The sequence below is a fragment of the Streptomyces sp. NPDC107498 genome, from assembly GCF_055582805.1.
The window spans coordinates 435768-461800 of sequence record NZ_JBVJPE010000001.1 but is presented as its reverse complement, the minus strand read 5'-3'; the positions used below and the strand labels follow the sequence as shown (position 1 = coordinate 461800).

Below are 26033 nucleotides of genomic sequence, written 5' to 3'. Positions count from 1 at the left end.
TTCCGCCCCGGCCCCACCATCGCGTAACTCTTGTAGCAGCGCGACCCGTTCATCCCGACCAGGAGAGCCGATGACCCAGGAACCCGCCGCCGTACGGATCGACACCAGCAAGCCGCATCCGGCGCGCATGTACGACTGGTTCCTGGGCGGCAAGGACAACTATCCGGTCGACGAGGCGATGGCACGCCAGCTGCTCACCGTCGACGCCCGGGGCCGGGACATGGCCCGCGTCAACCGGGCCTTCATGCACCGCGCCATCCGCTGGCTCAGCGCCCACGGCGTCCGCCAGTACCTGGACGTCGGCACGGGCATCCCGACCGAGCCCAACCTGCACCAGATCGCGCAGGAGGCCGCGCCGGAGTCCCGCATCGTCTACTGCGACAACGACCCGATCGTGCTCGCGCACGCGGCCGCCCTGCTGCGCTCGACCCCGGAGGGGGCCACCGAGTACATCCAGGCGGACGCCCGCGAACCCGAGGTCATCCTCGAAAGGGCCGGAAAGGTCCTTGACTTCGACCAGCCCATCGCGCTGTCGATGCTCGCCCTGCTGCACTTCGTGGGGGACGAGGACGGCGCGTACGAACTGGTCTCCAAGATCGTCGAGAAGCTCGCGCCGGGCAGCTACCTGGTGCTCTCGCACGTCACCGGGGACTTCAACCCGGAGGGCGCGGCGCAGGCCGCCGCCCTGTACAAGGCGCGCGGGCTGACCCTGCGGCCCCGCTCGCGCGACGAGCTGGCCGCGTTCTTCGACGGCCTCGAGTTCGTCGAGCCCGGGGTCTCGCTCACCGCCGAGTGGCACCCGGAGCTGGGCGAGCCCGTCCCGGTCCAGGGCGACGACCCCATCCCGGGGTGGGCCGCGGTGGCCCGCAAGCCCTGACCCGATCCGCCTGTCCGAAGGGGGCCCGCCGGCATCGCCGGCGGGCCCCCTTCGGGTGGGAGAGCTACGGCTCCACCAGCGTCACCAGGAAGCTCCGCGCCCGGCCGATGTTGCCGGCCGCGTCGACCGTCCGGTACGCGACGGTGTGCGTGCCGCGGTCGGGGGTCGCGTCGTCCCACGGCACCGCCCGGCTCCGGCCCAGCTTCCCGTACACCAGGCCGTCGATCACCGTGCCGCCCGGCGAGAAGCGGAAGGGCGCGGAGGCGTCCGTCGGCCAGCCGTAGTACGTGTACCAGCCGTCGCCGTCGACCCGGAACTGGCTCACCACGGCGCCCTCCCGGTCGTCCCGCGCGGTCAGCCGCATCGTGAACGCGCCGTCGTAGACGTACTCCACGGGGCGTCCGGGGCGCCGCACCGTCCGCAGCGGCTCGGACAGCTCGTACGCGGCGGTGGCCGGGCGGGCGTCCACCGTCCAGCTCAACTCCTCGTCCGTGCCCGCGAGCCGGGCCGTGAGGGTGTGCGTCCCCGGTGCGATCCGCAGCGGACGCAGGTCCAGGTCACGGTCGTTGCGGCCGGCCGTCGCGACCGGCCGGCCGTCCAGCCGCCAGCGCACGGCGGGGGTGGTGGCCGTCGCATGGGTGGTGTCCGCGTGGACGACGCTCCGGGCGCCGACGGGGGACCCGGTCGGGGTGTGCCCGGTGAAGCCGGGGGCCTCCGGGCTCCGTACGGTGGTCAGCGACGGGTCCACCGTCCAGCGGACCGTCCGGGTGAGCGCCGCCGAGGCGCGGACCGCCGGGTCGCGCACGAAGGGCGTCGGGTCGGTGACCGTCGCCGTCAGGGCGTGCGTGCCGGGGGAGACCCGCAGTCTCCGCAGGTCGACGGTGCGGGCGCCGCGGGTGTCGAGGGTCCGTCCGTCCAGCCTCCAGGTCACGGAGAGCGCCCCGCCCACCGGGTGCAGGGTGTCCACCCACACCGCGCGGTCCGCCCCGATCGGCGCCGTGTCCGGGGTGTGGTCCTGGACCAGGTTCACCTTCGCCGAGATCGCCCGGACCATCACCTCGCGCTCCACCTGGTCGAAGGCGTAGCCGAGGGTCTTCATGAGGGAGTGCCGGCTCGGGCGCCAGACGCCCTTCGTGCTGTACATCCCGCCCTCGTGGCGGCCGATGACCCCGCCGGACTCGCTCTCCTCGCCGAGCCAGCGCCACCACTTGGCCCGCTGCTCCCGCATCTGCTCCTCCGTCAGGAGCGTGTGGTGGGCGGAGGACGGCTCGGGCCCCTCGTAGGCCCCGCCCGGGACCCCGCGCGCGTAGTAGTCGTACTCGTCCTGGAGGCCGCCGAGCGAATGCCCCATCTCGTGCGGGGTGATGAGCGAGGAGAGCGCGTTGCCGCCGGAGGCCGTGGCGTGGCTCCCGCCCGCCCCGCCGTAGGTGTCGCTGTGGGCGAGGGCGACGATCTGGCGGTTGGCGCGGCTGGTGCCGGGCACGAGGTCGGCGAACGCGTCGGCCTTCCGGCCGTCGACGGTGAGCAGCCGCTGCACGCTGCCCAGATCGCAGCCGCCCCAGAAGCCCATGTCGAGCGCCGTGTCGCGGGCGGGGGCGGTGAGGCCCGGGTCGCAGTCCACGCCGGACTCCGCCGAGGGGACCTCCACCGCCCACACGTTGACGTACGAGCGGTACGAGGCGAAGGGCTCGACGCTCCACAGGGTGTTGAGGTGCCGCTCCAGGTCCGCCCGGAACGCCGGCATCTCCGCCGCGGTGTAGCCGTCGCCCATGAACACCAGGTTGAACCGCCGGTCGGCGGGCCCGGTGGTCTGTACGGGGACGACGGCCGGCCCCTCGTCCGACGCGGGTGTCCCGGCGGCCGCCGGCGTGGTCCCCACCAGGCCGGCGGCCAGCAGACAGACCGCGGCGAGGCGGGCCGCCGCACGTCGAACTCCCTTGTGCTGTGAGGTCATGGGGCGCGAGCCTAGGCCGCGCCCCCTGCCCCGTAAAGGCGTTCGTCAGCCGTCCGTCCGTCGCTCGGTCCTCTCACCTTCGCAGCCAGGCAAGGCCCGGGTGCTCCGTCGCGTAGCCCTCCACCAGACGGCGGGCCACCGCCACCGAGTCCACCAGCGGATGCAGCGCGAAGGCCTTGACGGCGGTCGCCCGCGAGCCGCTCTCCACCGCCGCGAGGACCTCGCGCTCCACCGCCTTCACGGCGGTCACCAGGCCGACGGCGTGGTACGGCAGCGGGGCCACCGACACCGGATGGGCGCCGTTCGCGTCCACGAGGCACGGCACCTCGACCACCGCGTCCGCGTCGAGCGCCGAGAGCGTCGAGCCGTTGCGCACGTTGAGGATCAGCGTGGTCCGCTCGTCCCGGGCGATCGCCCGCATGAGCGCGAGCGCCACCTTCTCGTAGCCGCCCGACTCCAGGTCCTCCTCGGCGCGCTCCCCGGTGCCGGCGGCCTCCCGGTTGGCGGCCATGTAGGTGGCCTCGCGGTCGGCGAGCGTGCGGTGCCAGGCGTCGAGGGCGGTGGTGCCCGGAGCGGCGGGCTTGCCCATCTCCTCGTAGAAGGAGCCCTGTTGGTCCCGCAGGTACGCTCCGCGCGTCCGCTCGGCCGTCCGGTAGGCGTGCACCGCCTCCCGGTTGAAGTAGTAGTAGTGCAGGTACTCGTTGGGGATCGCGCCGAGCGAGCGCAGCCACTCCGGACCGAAGAGCCGGCCCTCCTCGAAGGAGCCGAGCGCCTCCTCGTCGGCCAGCAGCCGCGGCAGCACGTCCCGGCCGCCGACCCGCAGGCCCCGCAGCCAGCCCAGGTGGTTGAGGCCCACGTAATCGATCCAGGCCTCGTCCGGGTGCGCGCCCAGGACACGGGCGACCCGGCGGCCGAGGCCCACGGGGGAGTCGCAGATGCCGACGACCCGGTCGCCGAGCACCCGGGACATCGCCTCCGTGACCAGCCCGGCCGGGTTGGTGAAGTTGATGACCCAGGCGCCGGGGGCGAGTTCGGCGACCCTCCGGGCGATGCGTACCGCCACGGGCACGGTCCGCAGCCCGTACGCGATCCCGCCCGCTCCCACCGTCTCCTGGCCGAGCACGCCCTCGTCGAGCGCGATCCGCTCGTCGGCCGCCCGCCCCTCCAGACCGCCGACCCGGATCGCCGAGAACACGAAGTCCGCCCCGCGCAGCGCCTCGTCCAGATCCGTCGTCGCCGTCACCGTCGGCGCGTCCGGCACCCCCTCCGCCTGGTCCGCGAGGACCCGCGCGATGGCCGAGAGCCGCCCCTCGTCGAGGTCGTACAGGGTGACGTGGGTGACCCGCCCCTCGGCGTGGTCGCCGAGGAGGGCGCCGTACACCAGGGGCACCCGGAATCCGCCGCCTCCGAGAATCGTCAGTTTCATGTGCGTACGCTACTCGGGCGGGCTCTTCGGGCAGCGGGATTCCGGACCGCCGTCCACGGCGGCGTCCACATGCCGGGCGCCGTCGCGGCCCTCCGGGTGGGGGACAATGACGCCATGTCCCGACGCAAGACCCGTCCCCGCACGTCCCCGGCCGCCGCCCCCGCCGTGACCGCGGCCTCGCCCTGCCCCTGCGGTCTCGACGCCGCGTACGGCGCGTGCTGCGGCCGGTTCCACTCGGGCACCGGAGGTGCGGCGCCCACCGCCGAACTCCTCATGCGCTCCCGCTACAGCGCCTTCGTCGTCCGCGACGAGGCCTATCTGCTGCGCACCTGGGCGCCGGGGACACGGCCGGGCGAGGTCGACTTCGACCCGGGCATGCGGTGGGCCGGCCTGGAGATCGAGGGGGCCACCGAGGGCACCGCCTTCCACCAGCACGGCACCGTCACCTTCACGGCCCGCTACGTCCACGGCGGCGAGGCCGGCTCCCTGCACGAGCGGAGCCGTTTCGCCCGCCACGAGGGCGCGTGGGTGTACGTGGACGGCGACTTCCTGGACTGAGCCGGGCCTCTGCCCGGCCGGGCGGGCTCCCGGCTCAGCGCGCGCCCGCGCCCGCCGTCACCCGTCCTCTCGGGAGCCCGCTCGCGAGGTCCTCGGCGACGATCCTCTTGGCGATGGCGTCCGTCGCCACCCGCAGCTCGGGCCCGCTGGGCCGGCCGCGCTCCTGCGCGACGACGTCGGAGAGCCATGTGCCCCAGGCGTGCGTGATGACGTCGGCCTCGCGCTTCCCCGCCGGGGTGTGGGAGAGCAGGTTGCCGTCCCGCGTCAGGAAGCCCTCGTCGACCATCCGGTCGAAGACCGGCAGGAGCACCTCCGGCGGCACGCGCCGCCCGGCCGAGATCAGGCCCAGGCTGGCGTGCCCGACGGTCCGGGTGTAGAGCTCGACCTGCATGACCGCCCAGGCCCCGGCCGTGTCGAGCCGGGTGTCGGACGCGGAGACGATCGTCCGGGCCGTCTCGTAGCCGGTGCGCCGCAGGATCCTGCCGACGACCAGTTCCAGGAGTTTCTCCGAGTCGCCGGACATGGTGGGGGAGCCGAAGCCCTCGCCCATGTCGGGGGCGGCGGAGCGGGCCGAGTCGCGCAGCTCGACCTGCTTGAGGAAGAGGGCGACGACGAAGCCGACGGCCGCGACCGGAACCGTCCAGAGGAAGACGGTCTGCAGGGTGTCCGCGTACGCCTGGACGATCGGCCCGGCGATCCGCGGGGGCAGTCCGTGGAGCCCGGCCGGGCTCTGCGCGGCCTGTGCGATCCCGGCCGGGTCCACGCCGAGGCGCCTGGCGAGGGCGGCGGCCTCGACGACCCCGCTGGTGAGGTTGGGCCTGAGGGAGTTGGCGTAGATCGTGCCGAAGACCGCCGTGCCGAAGGAGCTGCCGAGGGTGCGGAAGAAGGTGACGCCGGAGGTGGCGGTGCCGAGGTCGGCGTAGTCGACGGTGTTCTGCACGGCGATGGTCAGGACCTGCATGCACAGTCCGATGCCGGTGCCGAGGACGAACATGTACAGCGATTCCAACCAGGTGCCGGTGTCCGGCCCCATGAGGGAGAGCAGGAAGAGGCCGACGCCCATCACCAGACACCCGAGGATGGGGAAGATCCGGTACCGGCCGGACTTGCTGACGACGTTGCCGCTGAAGATCGAGGCGATGAGCAGGCCGACGACCATGGGCAGGGTGCGGATGCCGGACATGGTCGCCGACTCCCCGTCGACGTACTGCAGATAGGTCGGCAGGAAGGTCATCGCGCCGAGCATGGCGAAGCCGACCACGAAGCTGAGCACCGAGCAGACGGTGAAGACCGGGTTCCGGAACAGCCGCATGGGCAGCATGGGCTGGACCGCCCGGGTCTCCACCCAGCAGAACAGGGCCAGGGCGACGAGGCCGCCCGCGAAGAGCCCGATGATGACGCCGGAGCCCCAGGCGTACTCGTTGCCGCCCCAACTGGTCGCCAGGATCAGGGCGCTGGAACCGACGGCGACGAACGCGATGCCGGCGTAGTCGATGACCGGCCGGCTCGCGGAGCGCACCGAGGGGATCGAGCGGGCGGCGGCGACGACGACGAGGACCGCGATGGGGACGTTCACGTAGAAGGCCCAGCGCCAGCTGAGGTGGTCGGTGAACAGACCGCCGAGGAGCGGGCCGATGACGGTCGAGACGCCGAACACGGCCCCGATCGCGCCCTGGTACTTGCCGCGGTCGCGCAGGGGGATCACATCGGCGATGAGCGCCATCGAGGTGACCATCAGACCGCCGGCGCCGATGCCCTGGAGGCCGCGCCAGACGATCAGCAGCGTCATGTTGGTGGCGAGTCCGCAGAGGAACGAGCCGGTGATGAAGACGACCGCGGAGATCTGGAAGACCACCTTGCGGCCGAAGAGGTCGCCGAACTTGCCGACGAGCACGGTCGCGACCGTCTCCGCCAGCAGGTACGAGGTGACCACCCACGACATGTGGGCGGCGCCGCCGAGGTCCGAGACGATCGTGGGCAGGGCGGTGCCGACGATCGTCTGGTCGAGAGCGGCGAGGAGGACGCCCAGCATGATCGTGCCGAAGACGATGTTGCGGCGGCGGCTGTCGAGCACGGGCGGCTCGGTGGCGGCCGGGGGCGCGGGCGCTGCGTCGCTGGTCGTGGTCACCTTCGCAGCGTCACACCGCCGTCGCCCTCACGCATGCGGGGGACGGCCGGAGGGGTGCACCCCCGTCAGGGGGTGACGGGCAGTCGGGGGTGGTGCTTGGCGAGGATCTTGTTGGCCCGCGCCAGGGCGGCGAGCGCGTGCTCGCGGTCCGCCCGGTCCTCCGCGCAGAGCGGTCCCCGGAAGCGGTACACCTCGCGCGCCGCGCAGTCCGCGTCGACCTCGGCCTGGAGGACGTGCAGCGGCATGCAGGCGCCGATCATCGCGGCCACGCTGTCGGGGATCGGGACGGGAACGAGGCGCGAGGGCGAGGTGATCACGGGTCAGTCCTAGTCGGTCCGGGAAGGGTACGGAAGAGTCTCCCCTCCATACGTACCGGATGGCCGTACGGGTTCCGGCACGGCGGTGTCACGGCCGGGCGACGGCGGGGCGCGCCGGCGGAGGGCCGCGCGGGCCCCGGAGGGGCGGGCCGGGGGAGGGCGCGGTCCGGTGCCGGACGCGTTCCCGCAGGTACGGGGGCGGGTGCCCGCCGCCGCTTTGTACACCGTCCTTGCACATCGCTCGGGAGTTCGTCGAACACGCTGCCGGATCGAGGTGTTCGGGGCGGGCGGCCCGGTCGCGGAATGTGGGGCATCTCACGTATCGGTCCGGCTGCTTCCGCCGACGCGCGTTCCACGCTAAGGCCCATGGGCCGTGGCCCGTCGCCCGTGGCCTACGCGAAGATCTCCGCCAGGTCGTACGAGACGGGCTCCTTCAGCTGACCGTAGCCGCAGGACTCCGGCGTCCGGTCCGGGCGCCACCGCTTGAACTGGGCGGTGTGACGGAAGCGGTCCCCCTCCATGTGGTCGTAGCCGACCTCGCAGACCCGCTCCGGCCGCAGGGCCACCCACGACAGGTCCTTCCCGCCCGACCAGCGGCTCGGAGCGCCCGGCAGCCGGGCGCCCTCGTGCGCGGCCTCGTCGGCCCACGCCGCCCACGGGTGCCCGTCCCGGGGGTCCGTCCGCAGCGGTTCCAGCTCCTCGACGAGCTCGGCACGGCGGGCGGCGGTGAAGGCCGCGCACACGCCGACGTGCTGGAGGGCGCCCTGCTCGTCGTACAGACCGAGCAGCAGCGAGCCGACGACCGGCCCGCTCTTGTGGAGGCGGTATCCGGCCACGACGACGTCGGCCGTCCGCTCGTGCTTGATCTTGTACATGAGGCGGGCGTCCGGTCGGTACGCCAGGTCGAGCGGTTTGGCGATCACCCCGTCCAGACCGGCGCCCTCGTACTGCTCGAACCAGCGCGCCGCGAGCTCGGGGTCCCTGGTCGCCGGGGCCAGGTGGACGGGCGCGTCGACCCCGGCGAGGATCCGCTCCAGGGCCGCCCGGCGTCCGCTCAGCGGGGTGTCGAGCAGCGGGTCGTCCCCGAGGGCGAGCAGGTCGAAGGCGATGAACCGGGCCGGGGTGGTCCCGGCGAGCAGGCGGACCCGGGAGGCGGCCGGATGGAGCCGCTCCGCGAGCCGGTCGAAGTCGAGGCGGCCGTCGTGCTCGACGACGATCTCCCCGTCGACGACGCAGCGCTCCGGCAGCCGGGCCGTCAGCGCCTCGACCAGCTCGGGGAAGTAGCGGGTGAGCGGCTTGCCCGTCCGGCTGCCGATGACGAGCTCCGGCCCGTCCCGGTGCACGATCGCGCGGAAGCCGTCCCACTTCGCCTCGTACTGCATCCCGGGCGGGATCCGCTTCACGGGCTTGGCCAGCATCGGTTTCACGGGCGGCATCACCGGGAGATCCATGAGGAGATTGTCCGGTATGCGGTACTCGTCGGCGAGCCCTAGGCTGACCGGCATGGCAGGCGAGGCGGCAGCGGCGGAACTCGAGGTCGGCGACCGGACCGTGCGGGTCTCCCATCCCGACAAGGTGTACTTCCCGGAACCCGGCTGCACCAAGATGGACCTGGTCCGGTACTACCTGGCCGTGGGCGACGGCATCACCCGCGCCCTGCGGAACCGCCCCACCACCCTGGAGCGCCGGCCCGACGGGGTGACCGGCGAGTCCTTCTTCCAGAAGCACGCCCCGAAACGCCTCCCGGACTGGATCCCGACGGCCCGCGTCACCTTCCCCAGCGGCCGGACGGCCGACGAGGTGTGCCCCACCGAGCCGGCGGCCGTGCTCTGGGCGGCCAACCTCGGCACCCTCACCTTCCATCCCTGGCCGGTGCGCCGGGACGACACCGACCGTCCCGACGAGCTCCGCATCGACCTCGACCCCCAGCCCGGCACGGACTACGCCGACGCCGTCCGCGCCGCCCACGAGCTGCGCGCGGTCCTCGACGAGCACGGGCTGCGCGGCTGGCCGAAGACCTCCGGCGGCCGGGGTCTCCACGTCTTCGTTCCCATCCGGCCCGAATGGACGTTCGCCGAGGCCAGGCGGGCGGTGATCGCCTGCGGCCGGGAGCTGGAGCGGCGGATGCCGGACCGGGTCACGACCCGGTGGTGGAAGGAGGAGCGCGGCGAGCGGATCTTCGTGGACTACAACCAGATGGCCCGGGACCGCACGATGGCCTCCGCCTACTCCGTACGTCCCCGGCCGAACGCCCCCGTCTCGGCACCGCTGAGGTGGGAGGAGATCGACGAGGTCGTGCCGCAGGACTTCGACATCAGGACGATGCCGGCCCGGTACGCGGAGGTCGGCGACGTCCACGCCGACATGGACGACGAGCGCTTCGGCCTGGAGTCGCTGCTCGAACTGGCCCGGCGGGACGAGGCGGAACGCGGTCTCGGCGACCTGCCGTACCCGCCGGAGTACCCGAAGATGCCGGGCGAGCCGAAGCGGGTGCAGCCGAGCCGGGCGAAGAAGGGGGCCGAGGAGGAATAGCCGCGGGGGCGGGGACGCCATCGGCCGGCGAGGTCGCGCTCCTCGCGGACGCGAGGGCGTCGGCCCGGCGGCGTCATGAGGAGACGGCGCCCGGAACTAGCCCGCCCGCTCTTCCGGCTCCCGCCGCTCCGCCGGGGCGAGCAGCAGCACCTCCAGGGCCCGGGCGCAGGCCCGCGCCTGCGCCACGTACCAGTCGAGCCGCGCGTCGGTGATCAGCTCGGGGGTCCCCCGCACCGCCAGCGCGAACCGGGCGTGTCCCGCGCGCTCCAGGACCGGCACGGCCACCGTCCGGACCCCGTGGGCCGGATCGCCGCCGTCGAGGGCGTACCCCGCCTCCCGTACGCGTGCCAACTCGGCCGCCGGGGCGGGCGGTTCGACGACGGGCCGTTCCATGGGGGCGTGCGGCGACGACGGCGGGCGCGGGCCGCCCCCGCCCGCCCGGGGCCACGCGAGCAGCACCCTCCCGAGCGCCGTCGAGTGCAGCGGCCGGCGCAACCCCGCCTTCGGGGCCACCGGGCCGCCCGCCACGATCACCGCGTGCGGGCCGCTGCGCAGCGCCAGATCGGCCGTCGTCCCCGTCCGTTCGGCGAGATCGGAGAGCTCGGGCGCGGCCAGGTGCAGCCCCCGCTGGTGGTACGAGAGCCGGCCCAGCTCGGTCATCGCCGGACCGAGCCGGTAGCGCGCGGTCCGGGCGTCCTGCTCCAGGAAGCCGGCGCCGAGCAGGGTGCGGGCCAGCCGGTGCGCCGTCGAGGTGGAGAGCCCGAGCCGGCGCGCGAGGTCGGAGGCGCTCAGGTCGGGCCCGTTGTCGTGGAAGCAGTGCAGCACGTCCAGTGCGCGGCGGACCGCCTGGGCGCCCGCCGGGGGCCGGACGATGTCGGCCTCGGTCGTCATAGGGTTCGCTCCCCGTGGGTGATCGGGCTCCCACGCTCCCACAGGGCGGGAGCCGAATCAGGCTGCGGGCGCGGTCGGAAACACGCCGTTCACGCGGGGTCCCGCATCGTGGCAGCCGCGTCGGGGAGCGGCGGAACACCCGCGGCGAGGCTCCGGCCGGTCCCCGCGTCGGCGTCCGCCGGCCCCGCGTCGGCCTCCGCGTCGGCACCCGCCGGGAGCGCCGTCCGGCGCCGGGTGCCCGCCATTGATCGAACGTTGATGGCGTGTTTACGGCGCTTCGGCAAGCTGTGGGTCATGCAGACGGATACCGACGTGCTGACCGCCCCCGACCTCTCCTGGCGCGAGAACGCCCTGTGCGCCCAGGCCGGCCCGGAGTTCTTCTTCCCGGCCCCCGGCTCGTCGACGCGCGAGGCGAAGCAGCTGTGCGGGGCGTGCGAGGGGCGCCTGGCGTGCCTGGAGTACGCCCTGACCCACGACGAGCGGTTCGGGGTGTGGGGCGGTCTCTCCGAGAAGGAGCGCGGGCGCCTCAAGCGACGGAGCCGCTGAGCCGCCGGCTCCCGAGCCGGGCGGCCCCGGGGTCCGGGCGCGTCCGCGCCCGGCGGCTCCCGAGAGGGGGCGGCGGGTCAGTCGGCCGCGCGCGCGGCCATCCGGGCCTTGCGGGCCGCGAGCTTCTCGTCGAACTTGCTCGCCTCGCTGTCCAGCCCGTTCATGTAGAGCCCCAGCTCCTCCTGGGCGCGCAGGCCGTCCGGGCCGAGGCCCTCGATCTGGAGGACCTTGAGGAAGCGCAGGACGGGCTGGAGGACGTCGTCGTGGTGGATGCGCATGTTGTAGATCTCGCCGATCGCCATCTGCGCGGCCGCCCGCTCGAAGCCCGGCATGCCGTGTCCGGGCATCCGGAAGTTGACCACGACGTCCCGCACGGCCTGCATGGTCAGGTCGGGGGCGAGCTCGAAGGCCGCGCCCAGCAGGTTGCGGTAGAAGACCATGTGCAGGTTCTCGTCGGTGGCGATCCGGGCCAGCATCCGGTCGCAGACCGGGTCGCCGGACTGGTGGCCGGTGTTGCGGTGCGAGATGCGGGTGGCGAGCTCCTGGAAGGCCACGTACGCGACGGAGTGCAGCATCGAGTGCCGGTTGTCGGACTCGAAGCCCTCGCTCATGTGCGCCATCCGGAACTGCTCCAGCTTGTCCGGGTCGACGGCGCGCGAGGCGAGCAGGTAGTCGCGCATCACGATGCCGTGTCGGCCCTCCTCGGCGGTCCAGCGGTGCACCCAGGTGCCCCAGGCGCCGTCACGGCCGAAGAGGCTGGCGATCTCGTGGTGGTAGCTCGGGAGGTTGTCCTCGGTGAGCAGGTTGACGACGAGCGCGATCTTGCCGATCTCGGTGACCTTGGACTGCGACGGGTCCCAGGCCTCGCCGTCCTCGAAGAAGCCGGGGAAGTTCCGGCCGTCGGACCACGGCACGTACTCGTGCGGCATCCAGTCCTTGGTGACCTTCAGGTGCCGGTTGAGCTCCTTCTCCACGACCTCTTCCAGCGCGTAGAGCAGCCGCGCGTCGGTCCACTCCGCCGAGCTGCCGAGAGAGGGGGAGGTGAGCGTCACGGGAACTCCTGGGGGTGGGGGACGGGGAGGGCGTACGGTTATACCTACGGATTCGTAGGTTACGAGACCGTAGGTTAAGCCTCCGTAAGGCGTCGGCCAAGCCCGTCTCGGCGATGTCCGATTACGTTCCGTTATGCGCGCAGCTCCGGCGGGAGGCCGGAGACGCAGGTCACGTCCGGGCCGGAGGCCGGGGACCGGACGGCCGACTACGCAGCGCAGGTGCCCGACGGCGCACCGCAGACGGCCGACCTCTCCTCTCCCCTTCTGCCCGGGGATCCCCTCCCCACTCCCTGGCCGGGGATCCCGTCGCTCCCCGGGCCGAGGCTCCCGCCCCCGGGTCGAGGCTCCCGCCCCCGGCCCGGGGACCGTTCCGCGGTCAGACCCTGGAGGCCGCTCCGGCGGGGCCCGGGGCCGCCCCCCTGACCTCCTCCGCCGTCGTCGGCCGCAGCGCGCCGTCGAGCAGCAGCCAGCGGGTGATCCCCAGCGACTCGAGGAACGCCACGTCGTGGCTCGCCACGATCAGCGCCCCCTCGTACGCCTCCAGGGCCGCCGTCAGCTTCCGCACCGACGCCATGTCCAGGTTGTTCGTCGGCTCGTCCAGCATCAGCAGCTGGGGAGCCGGCTCCGCGAGGAGCAGCGCGGCGAGCGTCGCCCGGAACCGCTCCCCGCCCGACAGGGTCCCGACGGGCTGGTCCGCCCGCGCCCCGCGGAACAGGAACCGGGCGAGACGGGCCCGGATCGCGTTCGCCGTCGCCGCGGGCGCGAAGCGGGCCACGTTCTCCACCACGCTCAGCCCGTCGTCGAGCACGTCGAGCCGCTGCGGCAGGAAGCGCAGCGGCACCCGCGCGTCCGCCTCGCCCGCCGACGGCTCCAGCTCCCCGGCGATCGTCCGGAGCAGCGTCGTCTTCCCGGCGCCGTTCCCGCCGACCAGGGCGATCCGCTCCGGGCCGCGCAGCTCGAACGCGCCGTCGACCCGGGCCCCGTGCCGCAGCTCCAGGTCCCGCAGGTGCAGCACCTCCCGGCCCGGCGGCACCGAGGTGCGGGGCAGCTCGACGCGGATCTCGTCGTCGTCCCGCACCGCTTCCACCGCGGCGTCGAGCCGCTCCCGCGCCTCCGAGAGGCGTTCGGCGTGCAGGGTGCGCTGTTTGCCGGCCGTGACCTGCGCGTCGCGCTTGCGGCCGTTCGCCACGATCTTGGAGGCGACCCTGTTCTCGAAGCTCTTCTGCCCGTACCGCTTGCGGCGGGCCAACTTCACCTGGGTGTCCGCGAGTTCGCGCTTCTGGCGCTGCACGTCGGCCTCGGCGACCCGCACCATCCGCTCCGCCGCCTCCTGTTCGGCGGCGAGCGCCGTCTCGTACGCGGTCCAGTTGCCGCCGTACCAGGCGACCTCCCCGTCGCGCAGGTCGGCGATCTGGTCGACCCGCTCCAGGAGTTCCCGGTCGTGGCTGACCACGACCAGGACCCCCGACCACTTCTCCACCGCCTCGTACAGCCGGGCGCGGGCGTGCAGGTCCAGGTTGTTGGTGGGCTCGTCGAGCAGCAGCACGTCGGGCCGGGCGAGCAGCAGCGCGGCGAGGCGCAGCAGCACGGACTCGCCGCCCGAGACCTCGCCCACGGTCCGGTCCAGGCCGACGTGGTCGAGTCCGAGCTGGTCGAGGGCGGCCCGGGCCCGCTCCTCGACGTCCCAGTCGTCGCCGAGGGCGGTGAAGTGCTCCTCCGCGGGGTCGCCCGCCTCGATGGCGTGCAGGGCGGCCCGCTTGCCGGCGATGCCGAGGATCTCGTCCACCCGCCGCGAGGTGTCCAGGACCAGGTCCTGCGGGAGGTACCCCAGCTCACCGGTGACCCGGACGGTGCCGGACGCGGGCGTCAGTTCGCCCGCGATCAGCTTCAGGAGCGTGGACTTGCCGGAGCCGTTGAGCCCGACGAGGCCGGTGCGGCCCGGGCCGACCGAGAGCCGGAAGTCGTCGAGGACCTCGGTGCCGTCGGGCCAGGAGAAGGAGAGGGCGGAACAGGTGATGAAGGTGGGGTGATGCGCCATGGAGGCCTCCCGGTCGCGCGAGCGTGGAAAGGGGCAACGCGAGGGACACCGGGGCGCGGGCAGTGGGGGAACGGCTCGTACGCCGAGGTCGAGAACGGCACGGCGCGGCACAGGGGCACGCGCGGCTCGGTGTCTCGCAACCTCAGACGAGCAACGTCCTTCTCCGATCGGGCGACGACAAGGTCAGTAAGGACCGTACGACCCGGCCCGGGAGACCCGCAAACGATTTACGCGACGGGACCTCACGGATGCTCGCGGAGCAGCTCCGTGAGGCCCTGGTCCCAGTCCAGGTACTGGTGCTCGCGCCCCGCCGGCACCAGGTGCTGCGAGCGCTCCAGGAAGCGGCGCAGCTCGGAGGTCCGCACGTGGACCATGGCCACCCCCTCCGGGGCGTGGAACTCGACCACCGTGCGGTCGTAGCCGTACGGACGCAGACGCACGTCCCCGTCCCCGGCCGGGCGCTCGACCCCCTGCACGAGCAGCTCGCGCGCGAAGGCCCAGGAGACCTCGACGCCCTCCAGGGTCGCCGGCGGCGGGAAGGCCATGCTCACGGCGTACGGATCCTCCCGGTCGTACCGCAGCGTGGCGGGGACGGTCTCCATCCGGGGAGCGGACGCGACCAGACGGGCCTGCACGGCCTGCTCGATGACGGCGGACAAGACCGGCTCCTCTCACACGGGCTTCGGATCCTGTGCGTCTCCCCGACACCGGGGCACCTGACACCCCTCAAGACGAGCGGGACGGCCGGAACGTGCACTCGCCCCCCACGTGAGCTGCGTCACCGACCCGCCGGCGCTCTTCCGGAACCTCGTCGTCCGGTTCGGCGCGGGGGCCTGAGCGGTCGCGGTACGGCTGGTTCCCGGAGGCCCCGCAGCCGCGGATCGGTCATGCGACCCGGCGGAACGTCCCGCCGGGGACGCACCCTGGACGCGGACCGGCCCGGGGCACTAGCTTCCGGCGCCATGACGTCCATGGGGAAGACGAGACGAACGATGTCGGTGGGGCTGATCGGGGCGGCGCTCGCGCTGACCCCGGCCGCCCCGGCGCGGGCCGGGGAGACCCCCACGGCAGCGGCCGGCTGGCAGGTGACGCCGACCGGCACCGACGCCCGTTTCCGGGGGCTCGCGCCGGTCGACCGCCGGACCGCGTGGGCCGCGGGTTCGAAGGGCACCGTGCTGCGCACCACCGACGGCGGCCGGAGCTGGCGCGACGTGTCGCCGGCCGGCGCGGGCGACCTGGAGTTCCGCGACGTCGAGGCCTTCGACGCCCGGCGGGCCGTCGTCCTCGCCATCGGCGAGGGCGAGGCCTCCCGGGTGCTGCGCACCGAGGACGGCGGTGCCACCTGGACCGAGTCCTTCCGGAACACCGACGCGCGGGCCTTCTACGACTGCATGACCTTCTTCGACCACCGCCACGGACTCGCCATGAGCGACCCGGTCGACGGGAGGTACCGCATCCTCTCCACCCGCGACGGCGGCCGCTCCTGGCAGGTCCTGCCGAACGCCGGGATGCCGGACGCGCTCCCCGGCGAGGCGGGCTTCGCCGCGAGCGGCCAGTGCCTCGTGTCGGCCGGCCCCCGGGACGCGTGGCTCGCGACGGGCGGCGGCGCCACCGCGCGCGTGCTGCACTCCGCCGACCGGGGACTCACCTGGACCGCCACGGACACGCCGGTCCCGGCCGGCGACCCGGCCCGCGGGGTCTTCGCACTCGCCTTCCGCGACCGCGCGCACGGCATCGCCGTCGGCGGCGACTACCGCAAGGACCAGTCGTCGCCGCGGGCCGGCGCGGTCAGCGCCGACGGGGGACGCACCTGGCGCCCCTCGGCCGCGCCGCCGCCCGCCTACCGCTCCGGCGTCGCCTGGCTCCCGCACCGCAAGGCGGCCGCGCTCGCCGTCGGCCCGACCGGCACCGACCTCACCACCGACGGCGGCCGCACCTGGCGCACGGTCGACACCGGCTCGTACGACACGGTCGACTGCACCCCGGACGGCTCCTGCTGGGCCTCCGGCGAGAAGGGCCGCATCGCCCGCCTGGTCGCGAAGGACTAGGAGGGCAGCTGCTCCCGGTACGCGGCGATCCCGTCGACCGTCTTGGTCGCGTAGAACTCCGTGATCCGGTACGCGCACACGCCCTCGACGCTGAACGGGTCGGCCGCCGCGATCTTCTCGATCTCCGCGCGGTCGACCCCGGCGGCCAGGATCACCCCGCCGTCCCGGGGGTTCTTCCGCCCCGACGCCAGGAACACGCCGGCGGCGTACTGCGCGTCGAGCCACTCGACGTGCGCGTCGAGCAGCGCGTCCACCCGCTCGACGGGCGCGGTGTAGGTCAATTCGAGAATGAACATGATCGCCAGGCTACCCCCGCCCCCGGCGACCTCCGGGCCCGGCACCGGCCCCGCGCACGGTCCCCCGGACCCGGACGCCGCCCCCTGATCCGACCTGGACGACAGGCCCTAGGCTGGGCCCATCATGACGATCATCGGGATTCCGGCGGGCTGGCCCGTCGACGAGGACGCCGCGCGGGACGTGCAGCGGGAGCTGCGGGGGCGGCTCGTGCTCGGGGAGGGCGGGCCGCCGCCGGGGGAGGGGCACGTCACCGGCCTCGACGTGGCCTACGACGACGAGCGCGACCTCGTCGCCGCCGCGGCCGTCGTGCTCGACGCGCGCACCCTCGACGTGGTGGAGGAGGCCACGGCGGTCGGCCGGGTCTCCTTCCCGTACGTCCCCGGTCTCCTCGCCTTCCGCGAGATCCCGACCGTGCTCGCCGCGCTGGACGCCCTGACCGCCGACCCCGGCCTGCTGGTCTGCGACGGCTACGGCCTCGCCCACCCCCGCCGCTTCGGCCTCGCCAGCCACCTCGGCGTGCTCACCGGACGGCCGTCCATCGGCGTCGCCAAGAACCCCTTCACCTTCACGTACGACCCACCCGGCGGCGCGCGCGGCGACTTCGCCCCGCTCCTCGCCGACGGGGAGGAGGTCGGCAGGGCCCTGCGCACCCAGGCCGGGGTCAAACCCGTCTACGTCTCCGTGGGCCACCGCGTCTCCCTCGACAACGCCTGCGCCCACACCCTGCTGCTCTCCCCGCGCTACCGGGTGCCCGAGACCACCCGCCACGCCGACTCCCTCTGCCGCAGGGCGCTCAAGGAGGCGCAGGGCTCGCTCGGGTCCGTCTGAGTACCCCGGGTGAGTACCCGTACGGATGCCCGTTGTCGGACCCCCAGGGCAGAGTGGGGGTCATGACAGCTCGCGTTCCCGCACCCCGTGGTCTCACCGTCGCCCTCGCCGTCGCCGGGGTCTCCGCCCTCGCCTGGGCCTGCGCCGTCCTGTACGTCGTCGCGGACTGGACGCTCGGATGATCGGACGTCTGCGCTGCGCGGTCCTCGACTGCCCGGACGCGCACGAACTGGCCCTGTTCTACCAGGGGTTGCTGGGCGGCGAGGTCACGTGTCCCGACCCGGCGCTCGCCGTCGGCGAGGGCTCGGCCGTGCTGTGCGACGAGGGCGGCCGCCCGGTGCTCGCCTTCCAGAGCGTGGCCGACCACCGTCCGCCCGCCTGGGGCGCGCCCGAGCAGCAGTTCCACCTGGACGTACGGGTCGGGGACCCGGCCGCCGCCCACGCGGCCGTGCTGGCGCTCGGGGCCACCCCGCTCGACGGGGGCGGGGCGCCCTCCTGGCGCGTCTACGCGGACCCGGCGGGCCACCCCTTCCGCCTCGTCCGTCCCTGACCCCGGGCCACCGGACGGGCCCCCGGAGCGCCGCCCCCGAACCCCCGCCCGGCGCGGAGGCGCGTCAGCTCCGGTGCGCCACCCGGAAGCCGATGCCCGCCGTCCGCAGGCGGTCGGTCAGGGCGTCGCCCATCGCCACCGCCGTCGTCACCTGGCCGGCGGTCTTCGGCAGCGGGTCGAAGGCGAGGCACAGGGCCGCCTCGGCGAGCATCCTCGCCGTCTCGTCGTAGCCCGGGTCGCCGCCCGAGACCTCGGTGAAGACCCGTCGTCCGCCGCCCTCGCCGACGAACCGGACCGAGAACCAGCTGCGGGCGCGGCGCTCGGCCGACGGGCCCCGGCCCGCGGAGTAACGCCCCATCAACCAGGAGCGGACCGGCGGCAGTTGGGCGGCGGCGACGCTCGCGCCGATGGCGGCGGTGCCGCCCAGGGCCATCGGGAGGGTCTTCACGGAGGCGTAGTGCCGGTAGCGGAAGTCCGGCCCGTAGCGTTCGAGGGCGGCGGCCGAGCGGGCCACGACCTGCGGGTCGAGCGTCGGCAGCGGCAGCGCCCAGGTGCCCGTCTCCCGGCTGAACCGCGGTCCGCCGAGGGGCGCACGGGCCCGGCGGCCCACGAGGCGCGGTTCGTGCAGCCGCCGCTCGTGCGCGGCCCGCAGCATCTCCCGGCCCCGGCCGAGCGCGGTCAGCGCCGAGGCGAAGGTGCCGCCGGAGAAGGCGGCCCCGGCCCGGACGAAGCCGTCGACGCGCAGCGGCACGTCCTCCGGCAGCTGCCGGACGGTGAAGTACACGCCCAGGTCGTGCGGGACGGAGTCGAAGCCGCAGGCGTGCACGATCCGGGCGCCGGTCTCCCGGGCGCGCGCGTCGTGCCGCACGAACATGAGGTCCACGAACTCGGCCTCGCCCGTCAGGTCCAGATAGTCGGTGCCCGCCTCCGCGCAGGCCGCGACCAGCCCCTCCCCGTACCAGACGTACGGGCCGACCGTGGTCGCCACCACCCGAGCGGACTCGGCGAGTTCGCGCAGCGCGCCGGGATCGGCGGAGTCGGCGACGACCAGCGGCAGGGCGGCGAGCCGCGGCCGTCCGGCGGCCAGCCGGTCCCGCAGGGCCTCCAGCTTGCCGAGGCTGCGTCCCGCGATCGCCCAGCGGCAGTCCGCGGGGGCGTGCTCGGCCAGGTACTCCGCGGTGAGTTCGCCCACGAAGCCGGTCGCCCCGAAGAGGACCACGTCGTACGGCCTTGCTCCGGTCTCGTGCCCCACGCCCGCCCCTGTCTCCATCAAGCCCTCATCTCGGCCGTACCGCGCCGCCGCGCGCGGTTGTCGTCGGCGGAGGATAGCGGAAGCGGCGCGGGGCCCCGCGCCCGGAGCCGCTCCGCTCCGGAGGCGCGGGCCCCGGACCCCGCGCCTCCGGAATCTCCGGGCGCCCGCACGGCCCGGGGGCTTGTGCCGAGTGGAACACGTTCCTAGCATCTCCGGTGTTACATCATTGGTGTCACACACTCCTGGGGGCTCGATGAGCACGACGCACACCGCCCGCAACGGCCCGCTCACGGGCGTGCGCGTGGTCGAACTCGCCGGGATCGGGCCCGGCCCCTTCGCCGCCATGCTCCTCGCCGACCTCGGCGCCGACGTCGTCCGCGTCGACCGCCCCGGCGGCGCCGGCCTCGGCATCGACCCCGCCCGCGACCTCACCAACCGCAACAAGCGCTCCGTCCTCGTCGACCTCAAGGCCGAGGACGGCCCCGCCACCGTGCTCGACCTCGTCGAGCGGGCCGACATCCTCGTCGAGGGCTACCGGCCCGGCGTCGCCGAACGCCTCGGCGTCGGCCCCGAGGCCTGCCTCGCCCGCAACCCGCGCCTCGTCTACGGCCGGATGACCGGCTGGGGCCAGGACGGCCCGCTCGCCCCGACCGCCGGACACGACATCGGATACATCGCGATCACCGGCGCCCTCGGCATGTTCGGCCCGGACCCGGACGGCCCGCCCACCGTCCCCGCCAACCTCGTCGGCGACTACGCGGGCGGCTCCCTCTACCTCGTCATCGGCGTCCTCGCCGCCCTCCAGCACGCCCGGACGCACGGCGAGGGCCAGGTCGTCGACGCCGCCATCGTCGACGGCACCGCGCACCTCACCACCATGATCCACGGCATGCTCGCGGTCGGCGGCTGGCAGGACCGCAGGGGCGTCAACCTGCTCGACGGCGGCTGCCCCTTCTACGGCGCGTACGAGACCTCCGACGGCGGACACATGGCGGTCGGCGCCCTGGAGGAGCGGTTCTACGCCGAGTTCGTCCGCCTCCTCGGCGCCGAGGACGTCGCCGCCGCCCGCCACGACCCCGCCCGCTGGCCCGAGCTGCGCAAGGCCGTCGCCGACCGCTTCCGGAGCCGTACCCGCGAGGAGTGGACCGCCGTCTTCGAGGGCACCGACGCCTGCGTCGCTCCCGTCCTCTCCCTGCGCGAGGCACCGGCACACCCGCACCTCGCGGCCCGCGCCACCTTCACCGAGCGGGACGGGATCGCCCAGCCCGCCCCCGCGCCCCGCTTCTCCGTCACCCCCGGCACCCTCCGCACGGGCCCCGCCCTGCCCGGTGCCCACACCGCCGACGTCGCCCGCGACTGGGCCGTGCCCACCCTGAAGACCCAGGAGACCGAAGCATGAAGCGCCAGCTGTACACCGCCGACCACGAGGCCTTCCGGGCGGTCGTCCGCACCTTCCTGGAGAAGGAGGTGCTGCCCCACTACGCCCAGTGGGAGAAGGACGGCATCGTCTCCCGCGAGGTCTGGCTCGCCGCCGGACGGCAGGGACTGCTCGGGATCGCCGTCGACGAGGAGTACGGCGGCGGCGGCAACCCCGACTTCCGCTACGGCGCCGTCCTGGCCGAGGAGTTCACCCGGGCCGGCGCCCCCGGACTCGCCATCGGCCTGCACAACGACATCATCGGCCCGTACCTCACCTCGCTCGGCACCGAGGAGCAGAAGCGGCGCTGGCTGCCCGGCTTCTGCTCCGGCGAGCTCGTCACCGCCATCGCCATGACGGAACCCGGCGCCGGCTCCGACCTCCAGGGCATCCGCACCACCGCCGAGGACCACGGCGACCACTGGGTCCTCAACGGCTCCAAGACCTTCATCTCCAACGGCATCCTCGCCGACCTGGTGATCGTCGTCGCCCGGACCACCCCCGAGGGCGGCGCCCACGGCCTCTCCCTCCTCGCCGTCGAGCGCGGCGCGGAGGGCTTCGAGCGCGGCCGGAACCTCGACAAGATCGGCCAGAAGTCCCAGGACACCGCCGAGCTCTTCTTCACCGACGTCCGCGTCCCGAAGGAGAACCTGCTCGGCGAGCTCAACGGCGCCTTCGTCCACCTCATGACCAACCTCGCCCAGGAGCGCCTCGCCATCGCCGTCGCCGGCATCGCCGGGGCCGAGCACCTCCTGGAGGTCACCACCCGGTACGTCAAGGAGCGCGAGGCCTTCGGCCGCCCGCTCTCCCGGCTCCAGCACATCCGCTTCGAGATCGCCGAGATGGCCACCGAGTGCGCCGTCACCCGGACCTTCGTCGACCGCTGCATCGAGGAACACGCCGACGGGGCCCTGGACGCCGTCCACGCCTCCATGGCCAAGTGGTGGGCGACCGAACTCCAGAAGCGGGTCGCCGACCGCTGTCTGCAACTGCACGGGGGATACGGCTACATGAGCGAATTCCCGGTCGCCCGTGCCTACACCGACGGCCGGATCCAGACCATCTACGGCGGTACGACGGAGATCATGAAGGAGATCATCGGCCGCTCCCTCCTCGGCTGACCCCGTCCCGCACCCCTCGAAGAACCCTCACCGCGAAAGGCTTCCCGTGAGCACCGAAGCGTACGTGTACGACGCGATCCGCACCCCGCGCGGACGCGGCAAGGCCAACGGCTCCCTGCACGGCACCAAGCCCATCGACCTGGTCGTCGGCCTCATCCGGGAGATCCAGGCCCGCAACCCCGACCTGGACCCGGCCGCCGTCGACGACATCGTCCTCGGCGTCGTCGGCCCGGTCGGCGACCAGGGCTCCGACATCGCCCGCATCGCCGGCATCGCTGCCGGACTCCCCGACACCGTCGCCGGCGTCCAGGAGAACCGCTTCTGTGCCTCCGGCCTCGAAGCGGTCAACATGGCCGCGATGAAGGTCCGCTCCGGCTGGGAGGACCTCGTCCTCGCCGGCGGCGTCGAGTCCATGTCCCGGGTGCCGATGGCCTCCGACGGCGGCGCCTGGTTCGCCGACCCGATGACCAACCTGGAGACCAACTTCGTCCCCCAGGGCATCGGCGCCGACCTCATCGCCACGATCGAGGGCTTCAGCCGCCGCGACGTCGACGAGTACGCCGCCCTCTCCCAGGAGCGCGCCGCCGCCGCCGTCAAGGACGGCCGCTTCGCCCGCTCGATCGTCCCCGTCAAGGACCGCGCGGGACTCACCGTCCTCGATCACGACGAGTTCCTGCGCCCCGGCACCACCGCCGACTCCCTCGCCCGCCTCAAGCCCTCCTTCAAGGACATCGGCGAGCTCGGCGGCTTCGACGCGGTCGCGCTGCAGAAGTACCACTGGATCGAGGAGATCGACCACGTCCACCACGCGGGCAACTCCTCCGGCATCGTCGACGGCGCCTCCCTCGTCGCCATCGGCTCCAAGGAGGTCGGCGAGCGGTACGGTCTGGCTCCGCGCGCCCGGATCGTCTCGGCCGCCGTCTCCGGCTCCGAGCCGACCATCATGCTCACCGGCCCCGCCCCGGCCACCCGCAAGGCCCTCGCCAAGGCGGGCCTCACCATCGACGACATCGACCTCGTCGAGATCAACGAGGCCTTCGCGGCCGTCGTCCTGCGCTTCGTCAAGGACATGGGCATCTCCCTGGACAAGGTCAACGTCAACGGCGGCGCCATCGCGCTCGGCCACCCGCTCGGCGCCACCGGCGCGATGATCCTCGGCACCCTCGTCGACGAGCTGGAGCGCCAGGACAAGCGCTACGGCCTCGCCACCCTCTGCGTGGGCGGCGGCATGGGCATCGCCACCGTCGTCGAGCGCGTCTGACCGTCCCGTCCGCACCCCTCACCCACGGAGAAGCAGCAGTCATGAGCGAGAGCACCACCATTCGCTGGGAGCAGGACGAGACCGGGATCGTCACCCTCGTCCTCGACGACCCCAACCAGTCCGCCAACACCATGAACCAGGCCTTCCGGGCCTCGATCATCGCGATCGCCGACCGCGTGGAGGCCGAGAAGGACTCCATCCGCGGCATCATCTACACCTCCGCGAAGAAGACCTTCTTCGCGGGCGGCGACCTCAAGGACATGATCCAGGCGGGCCCCGAGCACGCCCAGGAGATCTTCGACAGCGCGATCGAGATCAAGAACGCGCTGCGCCGCATCGAGACCCTCGGCAAGCCGGTCGTCGCCGCGATCAACGGCGCCGCGCTCGGCGGCGGCTACGAGATCGCCCTCGCCTCCCACCACCGCGTCGCCCTCGACGCGCCCGGCTCCAAGATCGGCCTGCCCGAGGTCACCCTCGGCCTGCTGCCGGGCGGTGGCGGCGTCGCCCGCACCGTACGCCTCATGGGCATCACCGACGCCCTCCTCAAGGTGCTGCTCCAGGGCACCCAGTACACCCCGAAGCGGGCCCTGGACAACGGTCTCGTCCACGAGGTGGCGGCCACCGCCGAGGAGATGATGGCCCGGGCCATCGCCTTCATCGACGCCCACCCCGAGTCCCGGCAGCCCTGGGACGTCCCCGGCCACCGCATCCCCGGCGGCACCCCGTCGAACCCGAAGTTCGCCGCCAACCTGCCGGCCTTCCCCGCCAACCTGCGCAAGCAGCTGAACGGCGCCCCCTACCCGGCGCCGAAGGCCATCATGGCCGCCGCCGTCGAGGGCTCCCAGGTCGACTTCGAGACCGCGCTGACCATCGAGAGCCGCTACTTCACCGAGCTGGTCGTCGGCCAGACCGCGAAGAACATGATCCAGGCGTTCTTCTTCGACCTCCAGGCGGTGAACTCGGGCGCGAGCCGCCCGAAGGACGTGGAGAAGCGCCAGGTCCGCAAGGTCGCCGTCCTCGGCGCCGGCATGATGGGCGCCGGCATCGCGTACTCCTGCGCCCGCGCCGGCATCGAGGTCGTCCTCAAGGACGTCTCCGCCGAGTCCGCCGCCAAGGGCAAGGGCTACTCCGAGAAGCTCTGCGCCAAGGCCGTCTCCCGGGGCCGCACCACCCAGGAGAAGGCCGACGCCCTCCTCGCCCGCATCACGCCCACCGCCGACGCGGCGGACCTCGCCGGCTGCGACGCGGTCATCGAGGCGGTCTTCGAGGACACCGCGCTCAAGCACAAGGTCTTCCAGGAGATCGAGCACGTCGTCGCCCCCGACGCCCTGCTGTGCTCCAACACCTCCACCCTCCCGATCTCCGTCCTCGCCGAGGGCGTCGAGCGCCAGGACGACTTCATCGGTCTGCACTTCTTCTCGCCCGTCGACAAGATGCCGCTCGTCGAGATCATCAAGGGCGAACGGACCGGCGACGAGGCCCTGGCCCGCGCCTTCGACCTGGTCCGCCAGATCAACAAGACGCCGATCGTCGTCAACGACTCGCGCGGCTTCTTCACCTCGCGGGTGATCGGCCACTTCATCGACGAGGGCGTCGCCATGGTCGGCGAGGGCATCGAGCCCGCCTCGATCGAGCAGGCGGCCGCCCAGGCCGGCTACCCGGCGAAGGTCCTCTCCCTCATGGACGAGCTGACCCTCACCCTGCCGCGCAAGATCCGCAACGAGACGAGGAAGGCGGTCGAGGAGGAGGGCGGCACCTGGGTCACCCACCCGGGCGAGGCCGTCATCGACCGCATGGTCGACGAGTTCGGCCGCCCCGGCCGCAGCGGCGGCGCGGGCTTCTACGAGTACGGCGAGGACGGGAAGCGCGGGAAGCTCTGGCCGGGGCTGCGCGAGCACTTCACCAAGCAGGGGCACCGGATCCCGTTCCGCGACATGCAGGAGCGGATGCTGTTCGCCGAGGCCCTGGACACCGTCCGGCTCCTGGAGGAGGGCGTCCTGACCTCCGTCGCCGACGCCAACATCGGCTCCATCATGGGCATCGGCTTCCCGGCCTGGACCGGCGGCATCCTCCAGTACGTCAACGGCTACGAGGGCGGGGTGCCCGGCTTCGTGGCCCGCGCCCGCGAGCTGGCGGAGACGTACGGCGAGCGCTTCGAGCCCCCGGCCCTGCTGGTGGAGAAGGCGGAGCGCGGCGAGGTCTTCACCGACTCCTGAAGGCCGTCCTGAGCTCCTCGCTCAGGGACCGCTGGAAGGCCGTGAGGAGGGCCTGGACCACCATCGGCTGCATGTGCGCCGAGAGCGACTTCATCGCGCTCAGGTGGTCCGGGTCCTCCCCGCTCTCCCGGTACGGGCTCCACACCTCGTCCCGGAAGAGGCGGGAGAGCTCCTGGGCGGCCGCGCGCGCGTGCTCCAGGAGCACGGTCCGGGAGGCGAGGATCGTCTCGTGCTCGATGGGCACGTCGAGCAGTTCGACCCCGAGCCGGAGGAGTGCCCCGTCGAGCCGGTACGTGTCGTCCTCGTCGGTCCGGTCGAGCACCCCCATCGCGGCCAGCCGGTCCACGTCCCGCCCGGTCAGCGCCCGGCCGGCCCGCCGCTCCAGCTCGCGCCGGGTGATCGTCTCGGCGGACTCGGGCGCCCAGGAGGCCACGAGGGCCCGGTGGATGGCGAGGTCCTGCGCGCTCAGATCGGCCGGCAACTGCTCCAGGTACCGCTCGATGGCGGCCAGCGTCATCCCCTGCCGCTGGAGCTCCTCGATCAGCGCGAGCCGCGACAGGTGATCGGCCCCGTAGTGCCCGACCCGCCGGGCCCCGATGACGGGCGGCGGCAGCAGCCCCCGGGTTCCGTAGAACCGCACGGTCCGCACCGTGACCCCGGCCCGCGCGGCCAACTCGTCCACGGTGTACACGGGCCCCTGCACGTCGCTCAGCTGCTCCATGTT

General features: G+C 73.5%; 25 protein-coding genes. 12 read left to right on the top strand and 13 right to left on the bottom strand.

Translation table 11 applies throughout. From position 1 onward, the window contains the following. Nucleotides 1-70 precede the first annotated feature (70 nt). Nucleotides 71-877 carry an SAM-dependent methyltransferase gene (locus tag ACZ66Z_RS02140; RefSeq protein WP_469932032.1) on the top strand — a complete coding sequence of 269 codons (807 nt, stop codon included), beginning with the start codon at nucleotides 71-73 and terminating at the stop codon, nucleotides 875-877. Between the two features lie 64 nt (nucleotides 878-941). Here the strand turns inward: ACZ66Z_RS02140 and ACZ66Z_RS02135 are convergent, their stop codons facing one another. Together ACZ66Z_RS02135 and ACZ66Z_RS02130 are read right to left on the bottom strand one after the other, a co-directional pair. Then, entirely contained in the window at nucleotides 942-2831 is a 1890-nt protein-coding gene (locus ACZ66Z_RS02135) for a M64 family metallopeptidase (protein ID WP_469932031.1), read from the bottom strand. 73 nt (nucleotides 2832-2904) lie between these two features. Further along, entirely contained in the window at nucleotides 2905-4257 is a 1353-nt protein-coding gene (locus ACZ66Z_RS02130) for a 6-phospho-beta-glucosidase (RefSeq protein WP_469932030.1), read from the bottom strand. 114 nt (nucleotides 4258-4371) lie between these two features. Here ACZ66Z_RS02130 and ACZ66Z_RS02125 point away from each other — a divergent pair, with 114 nt between their 5' ends. After that, nucleotides 4372-4815, top strand: coding sequence for a YchJ family protein (locus ACZ66Z_RS02125; protein ID WP_469932029.1), 444 nt, complete (start codon nucleotides 4372-4374; stop codon nucleotides 4813-4815). 34 nt (nucleotides 4816-4849) lie between these two features. Here ACZ66Z_RS02125 and ACZ66Z_RS02120 read toward each other — a convergent pair whose 3' ends face one another. From ACZ66Z_RS02120 to ACZ66Z_RS02110, 3 genes are all read right to left on the bottom strand, one after another. Next, nucleotides 4850-6943 carry an MDR family MFS transporter gene (locus ACZ66Z_RS02120; RefSeq protein ID WP_469932028.1) on the bottom strand — a complete coding sequence of 698 codons (2094 nt, stop codon included), beginning with the start codon at nucleotides 6941-6943 and terminating at the stop codon, nucleotides 4850-4852. A 65-nt stretch (nucleotides 6944-7008) separates the two neighbouring features. Beyond that, nucleotides 7009-7203, bottom strand: coding sequence for a hypothetical protein (locus ACZ66Z_RS02115; protein WP_468873828.1), 195 nt, complete (start codon nucleotides 7201-7203; stop codon nucleotides 7009-7011). Between the two features lie 449 nt (nucleotides 7204-7652). Continuing rightward, nucleotides 7653-8711: an ATP-dependent DNA ligase gene (locus ACZ66Z_RS02110; protein ID WP_469932027.1), complete on the bottom strand. Its 1059-nt coding sequence runs from the start codon at nucleotides 8709-8711 to the stop codon at nucleotides 7653-7655. A gap of 52 nt (nucleotides 8712-8763) precedes the next feature. On the opposite strand from ACZ66Z_RS02110, the gene ligD reads away from it, so the two are divergent. Next, on the top strand, nucleotides 8764-9792 hold the full coding sequence (gene ligD / locus ACZ66Z_RS02105; protein ID WP_469932026.1) for a non-homologous end-joining DNA ligase: 1029 nt from the start codon (nucleotides 8764-8766) through the stop codon (nucleotides 9790-9792). 96 nt (nucleotides 9793-9888) lie between these two features. Here ligD and ACZ66Z_RS02100 read toward each other — a convergent pair whose 3' ends face one another. After that, nucleotides 9889-10683: an IclR family transcriptional regulator gene (locus ACZ66Z_RS02100; protein ID WP_469932025.1), complete on the bottom strand. Its 795-nt coding sequence runs from the start codon at nucleotides 10681-10683 to the stop codon at nucleotides 9889-9891. Between the two features lie 89 nt (nucleotides 10684-10772). Beyond that, nucleotides 10773-10928: a hypothetical protein gene (locus ACZ66Z_RS02095; RefSeq protein ID WP_469932024.1), complete on the bottom strand. Its 156-nt coding sequence runs from the start codon at nucleotides 10926-10928 to the stop codon at nucleotides 10773-10775. A gap of 49 nt (nucleotides 10929-10977) precedes the next feature. Here ACZ66Z_RS02095 and ACZ66Z_RS02090 point away from each other — a divergent pair, with 49 nt between their 5' ends. After that, on the top strand, nucleotides 10978-11229 hold the full coding sequence (locus tag ACZ66Z_RS02090) for a WhiB family transcriptional regulator (RefSeq protein ID WP_030686652.1): 252 nt from the start codon (nucleotides 10978-10980) through the stop codon (nucleotides 11227-11229). A 77-nt stretch (nucleotides 11230-11306) separates the two neighbouring features. Here the strand turns inward: ACZ66Z_RS02090 and ACZ66Z_RS02085 are convergent, their stop codons facing one another. The 3 genes from ACZ66Z_RS02085 to ssgD form a co-directional block, all read right to left on the bottom strand. Next, the gene (locus ACZ66Z_RS02085) at nucleotides 11307-12281 is read right to left on the bottom strand and encodes an acyl-ACP desaturase (RefSeq protein ID WP_469932023.1); all 975 of its coding nucleotides are present in this window, start codon (nucleotides 12279-12281) and stop codon (nucleotides 11307-11309) included. Nucleotides 12282-12657: 376 nt separating this feature from the next. Beyond that, entirely contained in the window at nucleotides 12658-14319 is a 1662-nt protein-coding gene (locus ACZ66Z_RS02080; protein ID WP_469932022.1) for an ABC-F family ATP-binding cassette domain-containing protein, read from the bottom strand. Nucleotides 14320-14561: 242 nt separating this feature from the next. Next, entirely contained in the window at nucleotides 14562-14978 is a 417-nt protein-coding gene (ssgD, locus tag ACZ66Z_RS02075; RefSeq protein ID WP_469932021.1) for a spore wall synthesis regulator SsgD, read from the bottom strand. Nucleotides 14979-15281: 303 nt separating this feature from the next. On the opposite strand from ssgD, the gene ACZ66Z_RS02070 reads away from it, so the two are divergent. Further along, nucleotides 15282-16367 carry a WD40/YVTN/BNR-like repeat-containing protein gene (locus ACZ66Z_RS02070; protein ID WP_469932020.1) on the top strand — a complete coding sequence of 362 codons (1086 nt, stop codon included), beginning with the start codon at nucleotides 15282-15284 and terminating at the stop codon, nucleotides 16365-16367. Here ACZ66Z_RS02070 and ACZ66Z_RS02065 read toward each other — a convergent pair. Next, nucleotides 16364-16663 carry a YciI family protein gene (locus ACZ66Z_RS02065; protein ID WP_469932019.1) on the bottom strand — a complete coding sequence of 100 codons (300 nt, stop codon included), beginning with the start codon at nucleotides 16661-16663 and terminating at the stop codon, nucleotides 16364-16366. The two genes, ACZ66Z_RS02070 and ACZ66Z_RS02065, sit on opposite strands and share 4 nt — an antisense overlap. A 124-nt stretch (nucleotides 16664-16787) precedes the next feature. Between ACZ66Z_RS02065 and ACZ66Z_RS02060 the strand changes: the two genes are divergently transcribed. The 3 genes from ACZ66Z_RS02060 (at nucleotide 16788) to ACZ66Z_RS02050 (ending at nucleotide 18042) form a co-directional block, all read left to right on the top strand. Next, nucleotides 16788-17492: an endonuclease V gene (locus ACZ66Z_RS02060; protein WP_469932018.1), complete on the top strand. Its 705-nt coding sequence runs from the start codon at nucleotides 16788-16790 to the stop codon at nucleotides 17490-17492. A gap of 62 nt (nucleotides 17493-17554) precedes the next feature. Next, nucleotides 17555-17674, top strand: a complete 120-nt coding sequence (gene mmpA, locus ACZ66Z_RS02055) for a morphogenic membrane protein MmpA (protein WP_469932017.1) — start codon at nucleotides 17555-17557, stop codon at nucleotides 17672-17674. Beyond that, on the top strand, nucleotides 17671-18042 hold the full coding sequence (locus ACZ66Z_RS02050) for a VOC family protein (protein WP_469932016.1): 372 nt from the start codon (nucleotides 17671-17673) through the stop codon (nucleotides 18040-18042). The genes mmpA and ACZ66Z_RS02050 overlap by 4 nt, the downstream gene beginning before the upstream one ends. Nucleotides 18043-18106: 64 nt before the next feature. Here the strand turns inward: ACZ66Z_RS02050 and ACZ66Z_RS02045 are convergent, their stop codons facing one another. Further along, entirely contained in the window at nucleotides 18107-19312 is a 1206-nt protein-coding gene (locus ACZ66Z_RS02045; RefSeq protein ID WP_469932015.1) for a saccharopine dehydrogenase family protein, read from the bottom strand. Nucleotides 19313-19547: 235 nt separating this feature from the next. Here ACZ66Z_RS02045 and ACZ66Z_RS02040 point away from each other — a divergent pair, with 235 nt between their 5' ends. From ACZ66Z_RS02040 to ACZ66Z_RS02025, 4 genes are read left to right on the top strand one after another with little or no spacing between them, the layout of a single operon-like run. Continuing rightward, nucleotides 19548-20693 (top strand): CaiB/BaiF CoA transferase family protein, encoded by a 1146-nt coding sequence (locus ACZ66Z_RS02040; protein ID WP_469932014.1) that lies wholly within the window; start codon nucleotides 19548-19550, stop codon nucleotides 20691-20693. Continuing rightward, complete coding sequence (locus ACZ66Z_RS02035) at nucleotides 20690-21832, top strand: acyl-CoA dehydrogenase family protein (RefSeq protein ID WP_469932013.1); 1143 nt, start codon at nucleotides 20690-20692, stop codon at nucleotides 21830-21832. Before ACZ66Z_RS02040 ends, ACZ66Z_RS02035 begins: the two co-directional genes overlap by 4 nt. Before the next feature lie 46 nt (nucleotides 21833-21878). Then, on the top strand, nucleotides 21879-23093 hold the full coding sequence (locus ACZ66Z_RS02030) for an acetyl-CoA C-acetyltransferase (protein ID WP_469932012.1): 1215 nt from the start codon (nucleotides 21879-21881) through the stop codon (nucleotides 23091-23093). Between the two features lie 41 nt (nucleotides 23094-23134). After that, on the top strand, nucleotides 23135-25309 hold the full coding sequence (locus tag ACZ66Z_RS02025) for a 3-hydroxyacyl-CoA dehydrogenase NAD-binding domain-containing protein (protein WP_469932011.1): 2175 nt from the start codon (nucleotides 23135-23137) through the stop codon (nucleotides 25307-25309). Here the strand turns inward: ACZ66Z_RS02025 and ACZ66Z_RS02020 are convergent. Further along, nucleotides 25296-26030 (bottom strand): MerR family transcriptional regulator, encoded by a 735-nt coding sequence (locus ACZ66Z_RS02020; protein WP_469932010.1) that lies wholly within the window; start codon nucleotides 26028-26030, stop codon nucleotides 25296-25298. The genes ACZ66Z_RS02025 and ACZ66Z_RS02020 overlap by 14 nt on opposite strands. Nucleotides 26031-26033 lie beyond the last annotated feature (3 nt).